This window comes from Vreelandella sp. EE27, from assembly GCF_968206495.1.
On record NZ_OZ309109.1, the window covers coordinates 2,889,989 to 2,905,860 of the forward strand.

General features: G+C 60.6%; 14 protein-coding genes. 7 read left to right on the forward strand and 7 right to left on the reverse strand.

All coding sequences use genetic code 11. From position 1 onward, the window contains the following. Positions 1-24 precede the first annotated feature (24 nt). The 3 genes from ACWHVV_RS13560 to hexR are packed head-to-tail and all read left to right on the forward strand — an operon-like array spanning position 25 to position 5,242. Positions 25-2,634, forward strand: a complete 2,610-nt coding sequence (locus ACWHVV_RS13560; RefSeq protein WP_447926710.1) for a GAF domain-containing protein — start codon at positions 25-27, stop codon at positions 2,632-2,634. Further along, entirely contained in the window at positions 2,631-4,439 is a 1,809-nt protein-coding gene (locus tag ACWHVV_RS13565; protein ID WP_447926711.1) for a GGDEF/EAL domain-containing response regulator, read from the forward strand. Before ACWHVV_RS13560 ends, ACWHVV_RS13565 begins: the two co-directional genes overlap by 4 nt. Next, positions 4,391-5,242, forward strand: a complete 852-nt coding sequence (gene hexR, locus ACWHVV_RS13570) for a transcriptional regulator HexR (protein WP_447926712.1) — start codon at positions 4,391-4,393, stop codon at positions 5,240-5,242. Before ACWHVV_RS13565 ends, hexR begins: the two co-directional genes overlap by 49 nt. Before the next feature lie 24 nt (positions 5,243-5,266). On the opposite strand, the gene ACWHVV_RS13575 is transcribed toward hexR, so the two are convergent. Together ACWHVV_RS13575 and ACWHVV_RS13580 are read right to left on the reverse strand one after the other, a co-directional pair. Continuing rightward, on the reverse strand, positions 5,267-5,626 hold the full coding sequence (locus ACWHVV_RS13575; RefSeq protein ID WP_447529582.1) for a RidA family protein: 360 nt from the start codon (positions 5,624-5,626) through the stop codon (positions 5,267-5,269). Between the two features lie 56 nt (positions 5,627-5,682). Next, on the reverse strand, positions 5,683-6,165 hold the full coding sequence (locus ACWHVV_RS13580) for an Lrp/AsnC family transcriptional regulator (RefSeq protein WP_447529583.1): 483 nt from the start codon (positions 6,163-6,165) through the stop codon (positions 5,683-5,685). A gap of 205 nt (positions 6,166-6,370) precedes the next feature. Here ACWHVV_RS13580 and ACWHVV_RS13585 point away from each other — a divergent pair, with 205 nt between their 5' ends. From ACWHVV_RS13585 to ACWHVV_RS13595, 3 genes are all read left to right on the forward strand, one after another. Beyond that, entirely contained in the window at positions 6,371-8,059 is a 1,689-nt protein-coding gene (locus ACWHVV_RS13585) for a 2-isopropylmalate synthase (RefSeq protein WP_447926713.1), read from the forward strand. A gap of 93 nt (positions 8,060-8,152) precedes the next feature. Continuing rightward, entirely contained in the window at positions 8,153-8,530 is a 378-nt protein-coding gene (locus ACWHVV_RS13590) for a fluoride efflux transporter FluC (protein WP_447926714.1), read from the forward strand. Then, positions 8,518-8,922 (forward strand): fluoride efflux transporter FluC, encoded by a 405-nt coding sequence (locus ACWHVV_RS13595; RefSeq protein ID WP_447926715.1) that lies wholly within the window; start codon positions 8,518-8,520, stop codon positions 8,920-8,922. The genes ACWHVV_RS13590 and ACWHVV_RS13595 overlap by 13 nt, the downstream gene beginning before the upstream one ends. Here ACWHVV_RS13595 and ACWHVV_RS13600 read toward each other — a convergent pair. Continuing rightward, a complete protein-coding gene (locus ACWHVV_RS13600) occupies positions 8,899-9,756 on the reverse strand; it encodes a universal stress protein (protein WP_447929156.1) in 858 nt (285 codons plus the stop codon). The genes ACWHVV_RS13595 and ACWHVV_RS13600 overlap by 24 nt on opposite strands. 46 nt (positions 9,757-9,802) lie before the next feature. After that, positions 9,803-11,293 carry a SulP family inorganic anion transporter gene (locus ACWHVV_RS13605; protein ID WP_447929157.1) on the reverse strand — a complete coding sequence of 497 codons (1,491 nt, stop codon included), beginning with the start codon at positions 11,291-11,293 and terminating at the stop codon, positions 9,803-9,805. A gap of 492 nt (positions 11,294-11,785) precedes the next feature. Between ACWHVV_RS13605 and ACWHVV_RS13610 the strand changes: the two genes are divergently transcribed. Beyond that, complete coding sequence (locus tag ACWHVV_RS13610; RefSeq protein ID WP_447926716.1) at positions 11,786-13,054, forward strand: methyl-accepting chemotaxis protein; 1,269 nt, start codon at positions 11,786-11,788, stop codon at positions 13,052-13,054. An 85-nt stretch (positions 13,055-13,139) separates the two neighbouring features. On the opposite strand, the gene ACWHVV_RS13615 is transcribed toward ACWHVV_RS13610, so the two are convergent. The 3 genes from ACWHVV_RS13615 to ACWHVV_RS13625 form a co-directional block, all read right to left on the reverse strand. Beyond that, on the reverse strand, positions 13,140-13,790 hold the full coding sequence (locus ACWHVV_RS13615) for a peroxiredoxin (RefSeq protein ID WP_447926717.1): 651 nt from the start codon (positions 13,788-13,790) through the stop codon (positions 13,140-13,142). A gap of 147 nt (positions 13,791-13,937) precedes the next feature. Then, complete coding sequence (locus tag ACWHVV_RS13620) at positions 13,938-14,633, reverse strand: haloacid dehalogenase type II (protein ID WP_447926718.1); 696 nt, start codon at positions 14,631-14,633, stop codon at positions 13,938-13,940. A gap of 122 nt (positions 14,634-14,755) precedes the next feature. Beyond that, positions 14,756-15,817 carry a CNNM domain-containing protein gene (locus ACWHVV_RS13625; RefSeq protein ID WP_447926719.1) on the reverse strand — a complete coding sequence of 354 codons (1,062 nt, stop codon included), beginning with the start codon at positions 15,815-15,817 and terminating at the stop codon, positions 14,756-14,758. Between the last annotated feature and the right edge of the window lie 55 nt (positions 15,818-15,872).

The following is a 15,872-nucleotide window of genomic DNA, read 5'->3' on the forward strand; positions in this document are numbered from 1 at the left end:
TTGGCTCAATTTTATGGACGACATATGCAAGCCGCCGACATCCCCTATAACGAACCCCAGCGCCTAGCGGCCCTGCATAGCCTGGAGGTGCTGGACACGCTTCCCGACGAAACGCTGGAACGTTTGACCGAGCTTGCTTGCGATATCTTCGAAGTGCCCATTGCGCTGATTTCACTGGTCGATGAGAAACGCCAGTGGTTCAAGTCGCATACCGGATTGGACGTCGATGAAACCCCCAAGGAGTTTTCGTTTTGCGCCCACGCCGTTTACAAAAACGACATTTTGGTTGTCGAAGACACCTTCAAGGACCCGCGCTTTGCCGATAATCCGCTGGTCCTGGAGGCCCCGCACATTCGCTTTTACGCGGGCTACCCGCTGCGCCCGGTCGACAACCAGGTGATCGGCACGCTTTGCCTGATCGACAAAACGCCCCGCCACTTTACCGAGCGCGAACAGCGGCTTCTGGCCAACATGGCAGGCCAGGTCGAAGAGCTTTTACGCCAGCACAAGCTACGGGCCGAGCTTACGCGCACCGCGCGGCGCTTCGAAGCCCTGTTCAGCAAAAGCGCTACCGCCAAGATTCGCATCGACCGCGAAGGCTCTATCATCGCGATCAACCCCTTCGCCCTGAGCCTTTTGGGCTACGAAGCGCACGAGCTTTTGAACCAAAACATCGCCGTTTTGACCCCGCCCCACATTGCCAGCGAACACGACCTGTTCATCTCGCGGTATCTGGACGGGGGCGAGCCCAAGGTGATTGGCCGGGGGCGCGAGGTCGAGGCGATGCACCGCCAGGGCCACCGGGTGCCGGTGCACCTGGCGGTCAATGCCATTCACGACAACCAGGGCAAGGTGGTCGAGTTTTTGGGCGTGCTGACCGATTTGACCACCATTTACGAAGCCAACCGGCGAATCGTAAAGGAGCAGAGCCTTTTGAAGGTGCTGCATCAGGGGATTACCGACTACCAGGCGCTGATGTCCGGCGAGCAGCTCTGGACGTTTCTTTTGGAGGCGCTGCGCGAGCTCACCGACAGCGACTACGCGCTGATTGGCGAGGTACTGCCCACCGATACCACCAATGCCCTCAAGATTCACGCCATTACCGATCTTTCCTGGAGCGCCTCCTCCCGGGAGCTGATGGCGCGCCTGCGCAGTGGCGACATGACACTGACCCATCCCGGCTCGCTCCTTGGCCGGGTATTTGCCCACGGCGAGGTCGTGATGACCGACGACGTGTATGGCCACCGCGAGCGCGGCGGCTTTCCACCCGGGCACCCGCGTCTGGACAACTACCTCGGCGTGCCCATTTACAGCGGCGAACGTCTGATCGGCATGTACGCCATTGCCAACAGCAAGCAGCCGCTCAACCAGGCGCTGCTCGATTGGCTTCAGCCGTTTACCGATACCTGTGCACTGCTGATCAATCTGTACCGGCAAATGGCCGAGCGCGAACAGGTCACCTGCGATTTGGCGACCGCCCGGGACCAGGCCGAAAAGGCCAACCAGGCAAAAAGCGAATTCCTCTCGTCGATGAGCCACGAACTGCGTACGCCGCTCAATGCCATCATCGGTTTTGCCCAGCTGATGAGCAAGGGCCGCCGCGACCCCCTCAGCGAAAAACAGCAGCGCCAGGTCGGCCAGATCGAAACCAGCGGCCAGCACCTTTTAAGCCTGATCAACGAGGTGCTCGATCTTGCCAAAATTGAGGCGGGGCATCTGGCGCTGTCCCTCGAGCCGATCCTGGTCGCCAACGTGCTCGACGACGCCTGCGCCACCCTCGAGGCTAATATCGAAGCGGCAGGCATCACGCTCAAGCGCGCCAGGGTGGAGGCCGGGTCAAGCGTCATGGCGGACTACACCCGCACCAAGCAGGTACTTTTGAACCTGATTTCCAACGCGATCAAGTACAACTGCGACAACGGGGCGATCGAGATCATCGTGACGCCCCAGCAAGACACGTTGAAGATCAGCGTGATCGACACCGGCATAGGCATCGACGAGGCGCGTCAGCACGAGCTCTTTCAGCCCTTCAACCGGCTGGAAGCCGAACACACCACCATCGAGGGTACCGGTATCGGGCTTGCCATCACCCGGGAGCTCGTCACCCGCATGCAGGGCCATATCGGGGTCAGTAGCGTAGCGGGACAAGGCTCGACGTTCTGGTTCACGCTACCACTGGCCGAACACGGCGTGGCGAAAACGGACACGTCCGCGCCCGCCGTGCCAGGCCCGCAAAGCAGCAAGCGGCGCTTTAAAGTGCTCTACGTCGAGGACAACCCCACGAATCAGCAGCTGATGCAGGACATTATCGACGATTTCGACGAGATCGAGCTGCAAACCGTTGCCAGCGCCGAGCTTGCGCTGGATATCCTGCGCCACGCGGTCCCGGACCTGGTGCTGATGGATATCCACCTGCCGGGCATGAACGGTTATCAGGCCCTTAAAGCCCTGCGCCAAACACCAGGACTCGAGGCCATGACGGTGGTTGCGCTGTCGGCCAATGCGCTGCCGCGGGATATAGAAGAAGGCCTGGCGGCGGGCTTTAACGACTACCTGACCAAACCTATCAATATCGAGAAACTCTCGAGCATGCTCAAAGAGTTTCTCCACGTTGCGCCTGGAAGTGATCCATGAAACTAGCCCGCAAACACCTGTTAGTGGTCGATGACAATACGGCCAACGTCGAGCTGCTACTCGATCTTTTGGATGATCACGGCTTTGACAACACCCATGGCATGAGCGACCCGCGGGAGGTGGTGAGCTACTGCCAAAGAAAGCGTCCGGATCTGATGCTGCTCGATATCCGCATGCCGCATATGGACGGCTATGCGGTCATGGAGGCGCTCAACGCGGCGTTTGGCGACCACGCCTTTCCCATCATCGTGTTGACGGCACAAATCGACGATGAGACCCGCCGTCGCGCCCAATCCATGGGCGTGCGCGATTTCATCACCAAACCCTTCAAGCACGACGACGTCATGCAGCGCGTTCACAACGTGTTGGAGGTCGAACACCGCTACCAGCTGCGCACTCAGCAAGCCGAAAACCTGGAGCGGCTAACGGCGCAGCAGCATCAGGCGCTCGACCACCAGGCGCGTACGGACACCATCACCAAGCTGCCCAACCGCCGAGCGATGACCCAGACGCTGCGTATGGCGGCGAACGAAAACACCCCGACCGGGCTTTTGTTTATCGCCATCGACCAGCTCGACGAGGTGGTGCGCTTTCACGGCTACGCGATTGCCGACAAACTCATGCTACACGTAAGCCAACAGCTCTACGGGCAGCTAGGCGACACTGCCAAGCTTGGCATGTGGGGCGGTAGCGAGCTTTTGGTCGTGCTACCCGAAACCAGCATCGATCAGTTGATCGGCCAGGCGGTACAGCTTTTGGAGTGCTTCAACCAGGACCAGACGCTGGACGATTTACTGCTGCCGCTGGCCGTGCGTATCGGCATCAGCAGCGCGGAAGGCGCCTTCGACCCGGAGCGCCTGGTGCACATGGCCGCGCTTGCCTTGCCGCAGAAAAACGGCCCCGTGCGCGTGCAGAGCTACAACGAAGAGCTCGAAACGCTCCAGCGCCACCGCTTGCACTTACAGCAATCGATTCGCGGCGCCACCCAGCGCGGGGAAATGAGCCTGGCCTTTCAGCCCAAGCTGTCGCTTTCGACCAATCAGGTGATCGGCGCCGAGGCGCTGCTGCGCTGGGATCATCCCTCGCTTGGCCGTATATCACCGGCGGAGTTCATTCCGCTGGCCGAAGCCAGCGGCGATATTCTCACCATCGGCGAGTGGGTCATCGAAGAGGCGCTGCGCCACATCGTGGCCTGGCGTGGGCAAGGACTGTTGGAGGATAACTTTCATATCGCGGTCAACGTCGCCGCTCGCCAGCTCGGCCGGCGCGACTTTGCCGAAACGCTTTTAAGCACCCTGGCCGCGTTTAACGTTCCCATGCGCTTTTTCGCTTTGGAAGTGACCGAGTCCGGCCTTTTGAGCGATATGCACAATGCGCGCGCCCAGCTTGCCAAGCTCTCCGAGAACAACATCGCCGTCGCCATCGACGATTTCGGCACCGGCCACTCTTCGCTTGCCTACATCAAGACGCTGCCCTTCTCGACGTTAAAGATCGACCGCGCCTTCGTGATGGACCTCGAAGACATGGAGGTCGACCGCCACCTGGCGCTGGCGATTACCCGGCTGGCCCACGCGGTAGGCTGCGACGTCGTGGCCGAGGGGATCGAGACGAAAGCCCAAGCGGATTACCTGCGCTCCATTGGTTGTGAAGCGGCGCAAGGGTATTATTACTCCCAGCCTCTGCCCGCCGATGAATTTTACGACTTTTGTACTCGGTGGGGCGCCCACTCCCCCACGACGAACGCTCAGGAAACCCAATGGCCCACGACCTCCTTGACCGCTTACGCGAACGGCTCAATGACTTAAACCGCTCCGAGTTCAAGGTGGCCAACGTCATTATGAACGACCCGGCAGCGGCGACGAGCCTGAGCATCGCAAGCCTCGCCCAGGCGGCGGGGGTCAGCGAGCCTACCGTCAACCGGTTTTGCCGCAACTTTGGCGCCAAGGGGTATCCGGATTTCAAGATCAAGCTGGCCCAGAGCCTGGCTGGCGGCACGCCCTACGTAACCCGTGCCGTCGAGCCTGGCGACAACGCCACCCAGTACACCCCGAAAATCTTCGGCGCCACGATTGCGGCGCTAAAAGACGCCGAGCGCCAGGTCGACATGGCCGCGGTCGAGCGCATGGTCGATTACCTCACCCAGGCCAAGCACATTCACTTTTTTGGTTTGGGTGCTTCCGGTGCGGTGGCCCAGGATGCCCAGCACAAGTTCTTTCGCTTCAACCTGCCGGTCATGGCCTACATCGACGTCCTGATGCAGCGCATGGTGGCTGCGGCCTGCCATACCGGGGATGTCGTGGTGATCATCTCCTACACCGGCCGCACTCGGGAGCTCGTCGATATCGCCCAAATCGCCCGAGCGGCGGGGGCGGTGGTACTGGGCATTACCGCGCCGGACTCGCCTTTGGCCCGGGAGTGTACGGCCACCCTGGACGTCGCCACCCCGGAGGACACCGACCACTACATGCCGATGACCTCCCGGGTCATCCAGCTCACCCTGATCGACGCGCTGGCCACCGGCGTGACGCTGCGCCGGGGCGAGGATTTTCTACCCCACCTTAAAAAGATCAAGGAGAGCCTGCGCGACACGCGCTTTCCGCTGGAGTAGCGTTCAAACGGCGCCGCGTGAGCGCTACTCGCCCACCGCAGCGGTTACGGTAATTTCCACTTTGAGCTCCTCGGAAGGCATCGCCGCGCACACGCAGGTGCGCGCCGGGGCGTAGCCTTCCGGCACCCAGGCGTCCCACACCGCGTTCATGGCCGCCACATCACCGCCCTCCTTGAGATACACCGTGGCGCTCAAAAGCTGCTCGCGGCTGGAGCCGATCTCCTTTAGCAGCGCATCGACGCGCTCGAGCATGCTTTGCGTCTGCTCGGTAATATCGCCCTGGCGGGCGTCGGGGCCTGCCACCTGGCCGCACAGATACGCCACCCCTTGATGGATGACCGCGCGGCTCATGCGTGCTTTGGTATCGTGGCGCTCGATCGACATGGTTTTCTCCTTGAAACGGTTTGAGAAGAGTTTGAGAGTAATTGATGACGGCGCCGTCAGGGCCGGGTGGAGACCGGGCGATGCTCGAACACCCGGCGCAGCACGAAGCTCGTATGCGCCCCGGTGACGCCTTCGATGCGGTTGATAACGCGCAGCAGCAGATGCTGGTACTCGTCCATATCGCGAATCAGAATCTTGAGCTGGAAATCCGCGGCCTGGCCGGTGATGATCAAGCACTCGATGACGTTGGGAATCTCGCGGACGTGGCGCTCGAAGTTATCGAAGCGCTCCTGGGTATGCTGGTCCATGGCAATATGCAAAAGGACCATCAGGTCGTACCCGAGCTGGCGGGCATCGACCTCGGCGCGGTAGCCTGTGATCAGGCCGTTTTCTTCCAGCGCGCGTACCCGGCGAAGACACGGCGAAGGCGAAAGCCCGATCCGTTCGGCGAGCAGCTGATTGCTGATGCGCCCCTCCTGTTGAAGCACATCGAGAATATGCCGATCATAGCGATCGAGCTCTAACGGAGTCGGCAACATCGGCTATCTCCTGCCGTAAAATAGAGTTTTAAAAATAGTTTCTGCCAATTATCCGCGCAAGTTCTCTTGATTAGCAATAATCTTCTACGGCTGCAGCGCTATACTGGTGCTATCGTAAAAGCCCGGCGACGGGGCAACTGTGATCCAGAAGCCCAGTGTTCGCCAGGCCTTGCTCATTTTTCCGAACAACCGTCAGGAAGCGTTTATGTCCGCCTTCGATCATCGCAAATACCGCCCTGCCCCCCGCGTTCCCGCGTTCAACCGCACGTGGCCCGACAAGGATCTCGAGCGCGCCCCCATCTGGGTGAGCGAGGACCTGCGCGACGGCAACCAGGCGCTACTCGAGCCGATGAGCGTCGAGCAGAAAAAACGCTTCTGGCACCAGATCGTCAAGGTCGGCATCAAGGAAGTGATGGTCGGCTTTCCTTCGGCGAGCCAGCCGGATTTTGATTTCGTGCGCTGGCTGATCGAGGAGGACCAGATCCCGGAGGATGTGACCATCGCCGTGCTGGTGCAGTGTCGCGAGCACCTGATCGAGAAGACGTTCGAGTCGCTCGTTGGCGTGAAGCGCGCGATCATCCACCTCTACAACTCGACCTCCACCGTTCAGCGCGAGCGGGTCTTCGAGATGGACCGCGGCGGCATTACCGATATCGCCGTGCAGGGCGCCACCTGGGTCAAGACCTACGCCGACAAGTACCCGGGCGTCGACTGGCGTTTTCAGTACTCGCCGGAGAGCTTCTCGAGCACCGAGATCGACTTCTCGCTGGCAATTTGCGAGGCGGTGATGGACGTGTGGCAGCCTACCCCGGACACCCCCTGCATCCTGAACTTGCCCACCACCGTGGAAGTGGCCGGCCCGCATCATCACGCCGACCAGATCGAGTATTTCTGCCAGCACATCAGCCGGCGCGACAGCGTGATTATCTCGGTGCACACGCATAACGACCGCGGCGGCGCGGTGGCCTCGGCGGAGCTTGCGCTGCTGGCCGGCGCCGACCGGGTGGAAGGCACACTACTGGGCAACGGCGAGCGTACCGGCAACATGGATATCGTGACCCTGGCCATGAACCTCTACAGCCAGGGCATCGACCCCATGCTCGATCTCTCCAACCCGGACGAGATCATTCAGGTGGTCCACGAATGCACGGGCATTACCATGCACCCCCGCCACCCCTGGGTCGGCGAGATGGTCTATACCGCGTTTTCCGGAAGCCACCAGGATGCGATCCGCAAGTCGCTCAAGCACCAGAAGGCGGACGAGCCCTGGCAGGTGGCGTATCTGCCCATCGACCCTCACGACATCGGCCGCGACTACCAGGCGGTGATCCGCGTGAACAGCCAGTCCGGCAAGGGCGGCATGGCGTTCTTGCTGGAGCGCGACTACGGCATCAACCTGCCGCGCTGGATGATGCTGGCGCTGGCCCCCTACGTTCAAAAAGAGAGCGAGGTGCGCAACAGCGAACTCTCCAGCGAAATGGTCCGCCAGGTGATGTTCGATCATTTCAGCCACCCGGCGCCGCTGGCCCTGGCGGATTACCGCCTATCCAGGGGCCAAAACGAAGGTATCGAAATCACCCTGTGGGAAGGTTCGCAAACGCTGCGACTGGCGGGTACCGGCAATGGCGCCATGTCCGCCTTTACCGATGCATGGCATCAGCACTCTGGCAGCCACGTGGCGATCGTCGACTACAGCGAACACTCGCTGGGCGGCGACAGCGAAGCTAACGCCATTGCGTTCGTGCAGCTCAATGTCGACGGCCAGCGCATCTGCGCCTTCGCCGAAGATAGCGACACGGTCAGCGCCTCGCTGAAAGCGCTGCTTGCGGGCATCAACGCCTCGCTCGAATCCGGTGCCAACACCCCCGCCCCAGCGGACAACGCTACGGTCTGAACCCATCGCCCAGGGCCCGCCGCCGCGGGCCTGTTATACTCCCTCCGATGACGCCTTGGACGAGAGGAATCGATGGGGCAAGGATTGATCAACGTGACACTGCTGGCCCTGGGCGCCGGGCTTGGCGGCATGGGGCGTTTCGCCGTCGTCAACCTTGCGGCAAGGCGTTGGGGGCCGGGGTTTCCCTGGGGCACGCTGCTGGTCAACGCCAGTGGCGCCCTGGCCGCCGGCGGCCTGCTGGGCCACTACGGCCTGGCGCACCTTTCAAGCTCCCCGCTCGGCCTTATGTTGGTCGCCGGTTTGCTCGGCGGCTACACCACCGTTTCCTCGCTTAGCCTGCAAACGCTTTCGCTTTGGCAAAACCAGCGCCGTCTGGCGGCGGCGGCCAATTTTATGGGCACGCTTGGCCTGGGGCTATTGATGGCGGGAGTGGGCTGGTTTTTGGCGGGAGGCGGCGCGTGGCCGGCGTAAAAGCGTACCTGGCGGTGGGGTTGGGTACAGCGCTTGGCAGCGTTTGCCGCTACGGCGTTTCGCTCTGGGCGCTGGCCGCGCTGGGCAGCGCCTTTGCCTGGGGCACGCTGATCGTCAATGCCTTAGGGTCGCTTTTGATAGGCTGGCTTGCCACCATGGCGTCGCACCGGGGCGAAAGCGTCTGGGCGCGCCTACAACCCTTGCTGGTGACGGGTTACTGCGCAGGCTTTACGACCTTTTCGCTGTTCAGCCTGGAAGTGCTTTCACTGCTTCAAAGCGAGCCCAAGCTCGCCCTGCTCTACGTTTTGCTCAGCCTGGTCATGTGGCTTTGTGGCGTAGCTCTGGGCGAGCGGCTGGCACAGAGGCGTTTAGCGAAGAACCAGAACCGGTAGCTCGCTTTGGCGCAGCATGCGTGTCGTCGTGCTGCCCACCAGCAGGTGGCGGATACGCGAATGCCCGTAGGCCCCCATGACCAGCAGATCGATGCCGTGCTCCCGCTCATAGGTATCGAGCGTCTCATCGACCTCGCCTGCGCGAATGGCACCCAGCGCCTCGTGACCCGCGTCGCGCAGCGTGGTCAGCGCCCAGTCGAGCTGAGAGCGATTTTCCGCCGTCTCGGCCCCGGTGATCAGCACGTGGCACTCGCAGCCGGTAAACAGCGGCGAGCGGGCCAGCATGTCCACCCCCTTGCGGGCCGTCTTGCTGCCGTCAAAGGCGATCAGCACCTTTTGGGGCTTTTTGAAACCGACCGGAACCATGAGGACAGGACGGTGCATCTCGCGCACGACGCGCTCGAGATTGGCGCCCAAATGATGGCTGGCCTGATGCGCGGTTTCGCCGCGTTTGCCCACCACCACCAGCCGCGTCTCGTTTTCGAGCCCGACCAGCGTCTCCACCAGCGTGCCGTTCAACTGACGCACGGCGGGGTCGGTCACGCCCTTTTCAACGGCGCGCGTCTGGGCGGCTTCCAGCATCAGCCGCCCCTGTTCCCGGTTTATTCTGGCGCGCTGCTCGTCGAGGGTAGAGAGCTCTTCCATCAGGTGCTCGCGGGCACCAAAACGCAGGTTGCCGGAAAGATCCTGTTCGCCGGGGGCCGTGGAGTGATTATCGACCACGTGAACGAAACTCAGCGGCGCTTTCAACGCACGGCTCGCCCAGGCGGCGTAATCGCAGACGCCCTCTGAAAATCGGGAGCCGTCGATGGCGGCGACGACGTATTCGGTCACAACGTATTCGGTCATGCTGTTCTCCTTGTTCGTCAGTGGCCGTGCGTCAATGGCCGCCCATCAGTTTTTCGACGGCCTGGGGGTCGTTATGCACCGCGTAACGGTCGACCACCGTGGCGCTGGCTTCGCTCAAGCCTACAAGTTCCACCTCGGTCCCTTCGCGGCGAAACTTGATCACGACGCGATCAAGGGCCTGCACGGCGGTCACGTCCCAGAAGTGCGCACGGGATAGATCGATCGTCACCTTATCCAGGCTCTCTTTGAAGTCGAACGCCGCTAAAAAGCGCTCGGAAGAGGCAAAGAACACCTGGCCGACCACCTGATACTCGCGTGCACGCCCTGCCTCGACCTCGGTCGAGCCGATGTACATGATATTGCCCACCTTGTTGGCGAAGAACAGCGCCGCCAGCAGCACGCCGACGAATACGCCAAGCGCCAGATTGTGGGTACCCACGGTCACGGCCACCGTGGCCAGCATCACAATATTGGTGCTCATGGGATGCTTTTTCAGATCGCGAATCGACTCCCAGCTAAAGGTACCGATCGACACCATGATCATCACCGCCACCAGCGCCGCCATGGGAATCTGCGAGACCCAATCGGAAAGAAATACCACCATTAAAAGCAGCACCACGCCGGCAATCAGCGTGGAAAGCCGGGTACGCCCGCCGGATTTGATGTTGATCACCGACTGACCGATCATCGCGCAGCCCGCCATGCCACCAAGCAGACCCGCGCCGATGTTGGCCGCGCCCTGCCCCTTGCACTCACGGTTTTTGTTGCTCGGGGTATCGGTCAGATCATCGACGATGGTCGCCGTCATCATCGATTCCAGAAGGCCCACGACCGCCAGCATGATGGCGTAGGGGAAAATGATGGTCAGGGTTTCAAGGGTCAACGGTACACTGGGCCACAAGAAGACCGGCAGCGTATCGGGTAGTTCGCCCATATCGCCGACCGTGCGAATATCCATGCCGCTTACCACGTACACGATGGTCAGCACCACGATGCACACCAGCGGCGACGGCAGCGACTTGCCGATAGCGGGTAAGTAAGGAAACAGGTAAATGATGCCAAGCCCCGCCGCGGTCATGGCGTAGACGTGCCAGGTGACATCGGTAAGCTCCGGCAGTTGCGCCATGAAGATCAGAATCGCCAGCGCGTTGACGAAGCCCGTCACCACCGAGCGTGAGACGAAGCGCATCAGCTCGGCAAGCTTCAGATAGCCGGCCGCGATCTGTAGGACACCGGTCAGCAGCGTGGCCGCCAGCAGATACTCGAGGCCATGCTCGCGCACCAGCGTCACCATCAGAAGCGCCATGGCGCCGGTGGCCGCCGAGATCATGCCCGGGCGTCCGCCGGTAAAGGCGATGATCACCGCGATACAAAACGACGCGTAGAGCCCTACTTTCGGGTCGACACCCGCGATGATCGAAAACGCGATCGCCTCGGGGATCAGCGCAAGCGCCACCACTATTCCCGAAAGCGAATCGCCTTTGATGTTTGAAAACCATTCGTGCTTGCTAAAAAGCGCCATACCCATATCCTGGTCAGAAGTGTGCTGAATCATTCACTACCCGCCATAGACACGTGAAAACGCGTCGTCCGGGGGCGACAAAACACGGCTCGAAGCCGCAAGGAGGGGGGGCATAACGCTAGGGTGGAAGGATCTTCCAACGCAGTTTGAAGGACATGGACGGCAACTATCTTGAACTAAAGATTGAGCGATAAGCCCGGATAGAGCTTTCGCCTGGGCGGTGGATTATAGCAAGCAAGCCTTCGATTGCCACCCACTATTAGTCAACTTCTATATCGTATGTAGTAAACCACTATTAGCCAAACGGGGAATAAAGCAGGATCATGGTCACACTCCCCGCCCACCATCGTCTACACACCTGCCCGTGCGCCCTCATCAAAAATAGTTAGACTTTGGCTACTTTCGCACTAATATAATCCGATAAAAGTTGTATACAAGCCGTACAACTCAAAAAAATACTTATACAAATACGCAGCTCACAGGGAAGCCACCATGCTCGCTTACATCACACACTCCGCCCTGCCCGCGGCGCTGCAGGAACACACTGCCAGCATCCGTTTTACGCCGGCGGGCATCATCGAAGACGCAAGCCCCCTGTTTTTGGAGAAGGTCGGTTACTGCCTGGAAGATATCGTTGGCCAACACCACAGTATTTTCTGCGCCCAGGAAGAGGTCGACTCCCCGGATTACCGGCGCTTCTGGGCAGCCCTTGTCAACGGCGAGTCCCAGCAGGGCAGCTTTCGGCGTATCAGCGCGAGCGGTGAGGATGTCTGGCTCGAAGCGATCTACCTGCCGGTGAGAAACCGCCGCCACAAGGTGGTCAAAATCATCAAGATCGCAAGCGACATCTCCAAGCAGCACCAGTCGGCAGAGAGCCACAGCGCGGTATTGAAAGCGCTGGATAGCTCCATGGCGGTTATCGAGTTCACCCCGGATGGCACCATCCTCAATGCCAACGTCAACTTCGAGCGCACCATGGGGTATAAAAGCGGCGAAATCACCGGCCAGCATCACCGTATTTTCTGCACGCCGGACTTCGTTCCCCAACTCGCGGTGTTCTGGGGCGAGCTTGCCAGCGGCCAGTTCAAACAGGGTAAGTTCGAGCGACTCAACAGCCGGGGCCAGAGCATCTGGCTGGAAGCGACCTATAACCCGGTGTTCGACAGCAAAGGCAACGTCATCAAGGTCGTCAAGTTCGCCACCGACATCACCTCGGCCGTTCAAGAGAACGAAGCTGCCCGGCGCGCGGTGCTCAACGCCCAAAGCACGTCCAGCCAAACCGAACAGATCGCCCAAAACGGTTTGACTCACTTGCATAAGGTGGTCGAGGAGTCTCGGCAGGCGTCCAAAACCCTGGAAGATGCCCAGGCATTGATGGCCGCGCTCAACCAGCAGGCGCAAACCATCAATAAAATCACCGCCTCGATCGCCAGAATTGCCAACCAAACCAATTTGCTATCGCTCAACGCGGCGGTGGAAGCGGCCCGGGCCGGCGAACAGGGGCGTGGTTTCGCCGTGGTCGCCAACGAAGTACGCCAGCTGGCCAAGGGCTCGAGCGAAGCCGTGGAAGAGATCACGCGCGTGCTCAAGGAAAACAGCGACCTGGTCGAGCGCACCAGCCTGGCCGTTCAGCAGGTCGTCGAGCAAGGTAAAAACAGCCAGATAAGCGTTGGTGAAATCGAGACCATCGTCAACGAGATCCTTACCGGCGCCCGGGGCGTGTCGAACTCGGTGGATCAGCTCGCTCTACAGTCCGCGTAAGCGACCCTGTGGGTATAGAAAAAGGCGGCTAATCGCCGCCCTTCTTCTTATCAAAGGCCTGGCCTTGCAGGCTTTTTCGTGCCCGTTACTTGAGGCTGGTCTTGCGCAGGTACGGCAGCACCGCATCGAAATCACCAAACTTTTCTTTGGCGTCTTCGTTGGATACGCTGGGCGGAATAATAACGTCCTGACCCACGGTCCAATCCGCGGGGGTGGCAACGCCGTGCTTGGCCGTCGCCTGCAGCGCATCGAGGGCACGCAGGATTTCACCGAAGTTGCGCCCGACCGTCATCGGATAGGTCATGGAGAGCTTCAGCTGCTTGTCCGGGCCAATGATGAACACCGAGCGCACGGTGGCACTATCCGCCGGGGTACGGCCATCGGGCAGGTAAGCATCCTCTGGCAGCATATCGAAAAGCTTGGAGACCGCGAGGCCTTCGTCGGCGATGATCGGAAACTCGACCGAACTTCCGCTGTAGCTTTCGATATCCCCCGCCCAGCGCTTGTGGTCGTCGACGCCGTCGACAGACACACCGATCACTTTGGTGCCGCGCTTTTTCCACTCTTCACTGAGCTTGGCGACCGCGCCGAACTCGGTGGTGCAGACCGGGGTAAAGTCTTTCGGATGAGAGAACAAAATCGCCCAGCTATCGCCAATCCAGTCGTGAAAGCGAATGCTGCCCTGGCTGGTATCGGCTTCGAAATCCGGTACGACTGCATTGATACGTAATGACATCGTTCCTCCTCGGCGGGGCAAGCACCCCTCATAACGAAAATGACTTTTAGCACGCACACTATAGAACATTAAACGCTAATAGACCCACCCCCTGGCCGTCCTGGCGGGCCGATTTTTTCGCTATATCGCTATAGCGTCATACCACTATCAAGCGCTGGTGCCCGCCTGGCTCACCATTCGCTTGGCCAGGTCGTCCAGGCCGGTCACGGTCATATCCGGTTCGATCCCCCAGGGGTCGAAAGGGGCATCCGAGCGACGGCGCACCCAGGCGCTTTTGAGGCCGGCGTGTTTGGCGCCGATCACGTCAAAGGGGTTGCTGGAAATGAGCCAGGTATGCTCCGGGCGGGTATCGAGCCGGCTGCGCAGGTAGGCATAGACCGCGGGGTCGGGTTTGAAGCGCTTGATACGATCGACGCTGACCATGTCGTCCATATAGGCGGTGACCCCGGCCTTGCCGAGTAGCGCCCCCATGGCCTCTTCGGTGCCGTTGGAAAACGCCACGCAGCGTAGCCCGGCCTCTTTTAATTGGCCAAGCGCGCCCGCCACATCATCGAAGGCGGGCAGCTCACCGTACACGGCCATCAGGTGGTCGCAGTCGTTGTCGGAAAGACCGGTTTGCATCGCGCGGTCGGTCAAGACCAACGCCTTTTGCGTGCATTCGGCAAAGTTTACGTAGGCGCCCATCAAACCAAAGCGAAAGCTGTACTCCAGCTGCTTCTCGCGCCAGCGCCGTGCAAACTCCGCGGCCTTTTCTGGCTGGGCCAGGCGGCGCTCGAGCTCCACGACAACGCCCTGGGTATCGATGAGCGTGCCGTATACGTCAAAAGCCAGTACCGGTTGCATGTTCACCTCGCTTGCGGTTTTAAGTCGTCGGTTTCTCGAGTAGCCGGCTTGCCAGCCCCCACCACGTCGCTACTCGACCCGGCGGTACTCGATGGGACTGGCCGCCGTGGGGCCCCAGTATGTTATTTTTCGCTCGCGATCAAAACATCCGGGGGCGGTGGCTGGCTTTTTTCGTTGCGTCTAATGCGCGAAAGCCAGCGCTGCCGGGCGTAATGTCTAAGATTCGCCACGCGGTCGGTTTCATCGACGATGTCCTGACCCAGAATGGTTTCGATGATGTCCTCCAGGGTGATCAAGCCCACGAACGTGCCGTGCTCGTCAAAGACCACCCGCATGTGCATGTGATCCTTCAGCATGGAGACGAAAACGCGCTCGACGTTATGGGCGCCCTCCACTCGCCCGATGGGGTGGGCAAGCTCGCTCATCGTTTTGTCATCGTCGGCGTGGTAGATATCCGCTTTGTGCACGTAGCCAAAGGGCTGCTCGCCGCTATCCATGACCGGAAAGCGAGTAAACGACGCCTTGCCGAACGCCTCGAAAAAGGCCGCGACGGTCATGGCCGGGGCGACCGTGACGCACACCGTACGCGGGGTCATGGCCTGGGATACGGCGATTTCGTGCAGGTTGAGCATATTGATGATGGTGCGCGATTCGTCCTCGTCGAGCACCTTCTGCTCGAGGCCCACCCGCGCCAGCACCTTGATCTCGCCACGCAGGTCGACATCGTGCTCGGCGGTGCCCAAACGGCGCGTGATCTGCTCGGAGAGCCAGATAAAGGGTAAAAGCCCCAGAATCATGGGCCTTAAAAGGCGCGGCAGAAACGGCGCCAGCCCCCGCCAGTAGGTCGCCCCGATCGTCTTGGGAATGATTTCGGAAAGCACCAAAATCAACAGCGTCATCACCGCGGAGACGATCGCGATCGAGCTTTCACCGAACACCACCGCCGCCTGGGCGCCGACCGCCGTCGCCCCGACCGTATGGGCAATGGTATTGAGCGTGAGAATCGCCGCCAGCGGCCGGTCGATGTGGGTCTTCAAACCCTCGAGGGCGTCGTGAAGCCCGGGGTCATCATCCTTGAGCCGGCCAATGTAGCTGGGCGTAATGGACAACAGTGCAGCTTCGAGGATGGAGCATACAAACGAAAGGGCAATGGCAAGCGTTGCGGTAACGACGAGCAGGAACATGAGTGCCTGGCGACCTGAGAGTGAGGGAGGGCTTGAATGCTTATAGGTGGTGGAT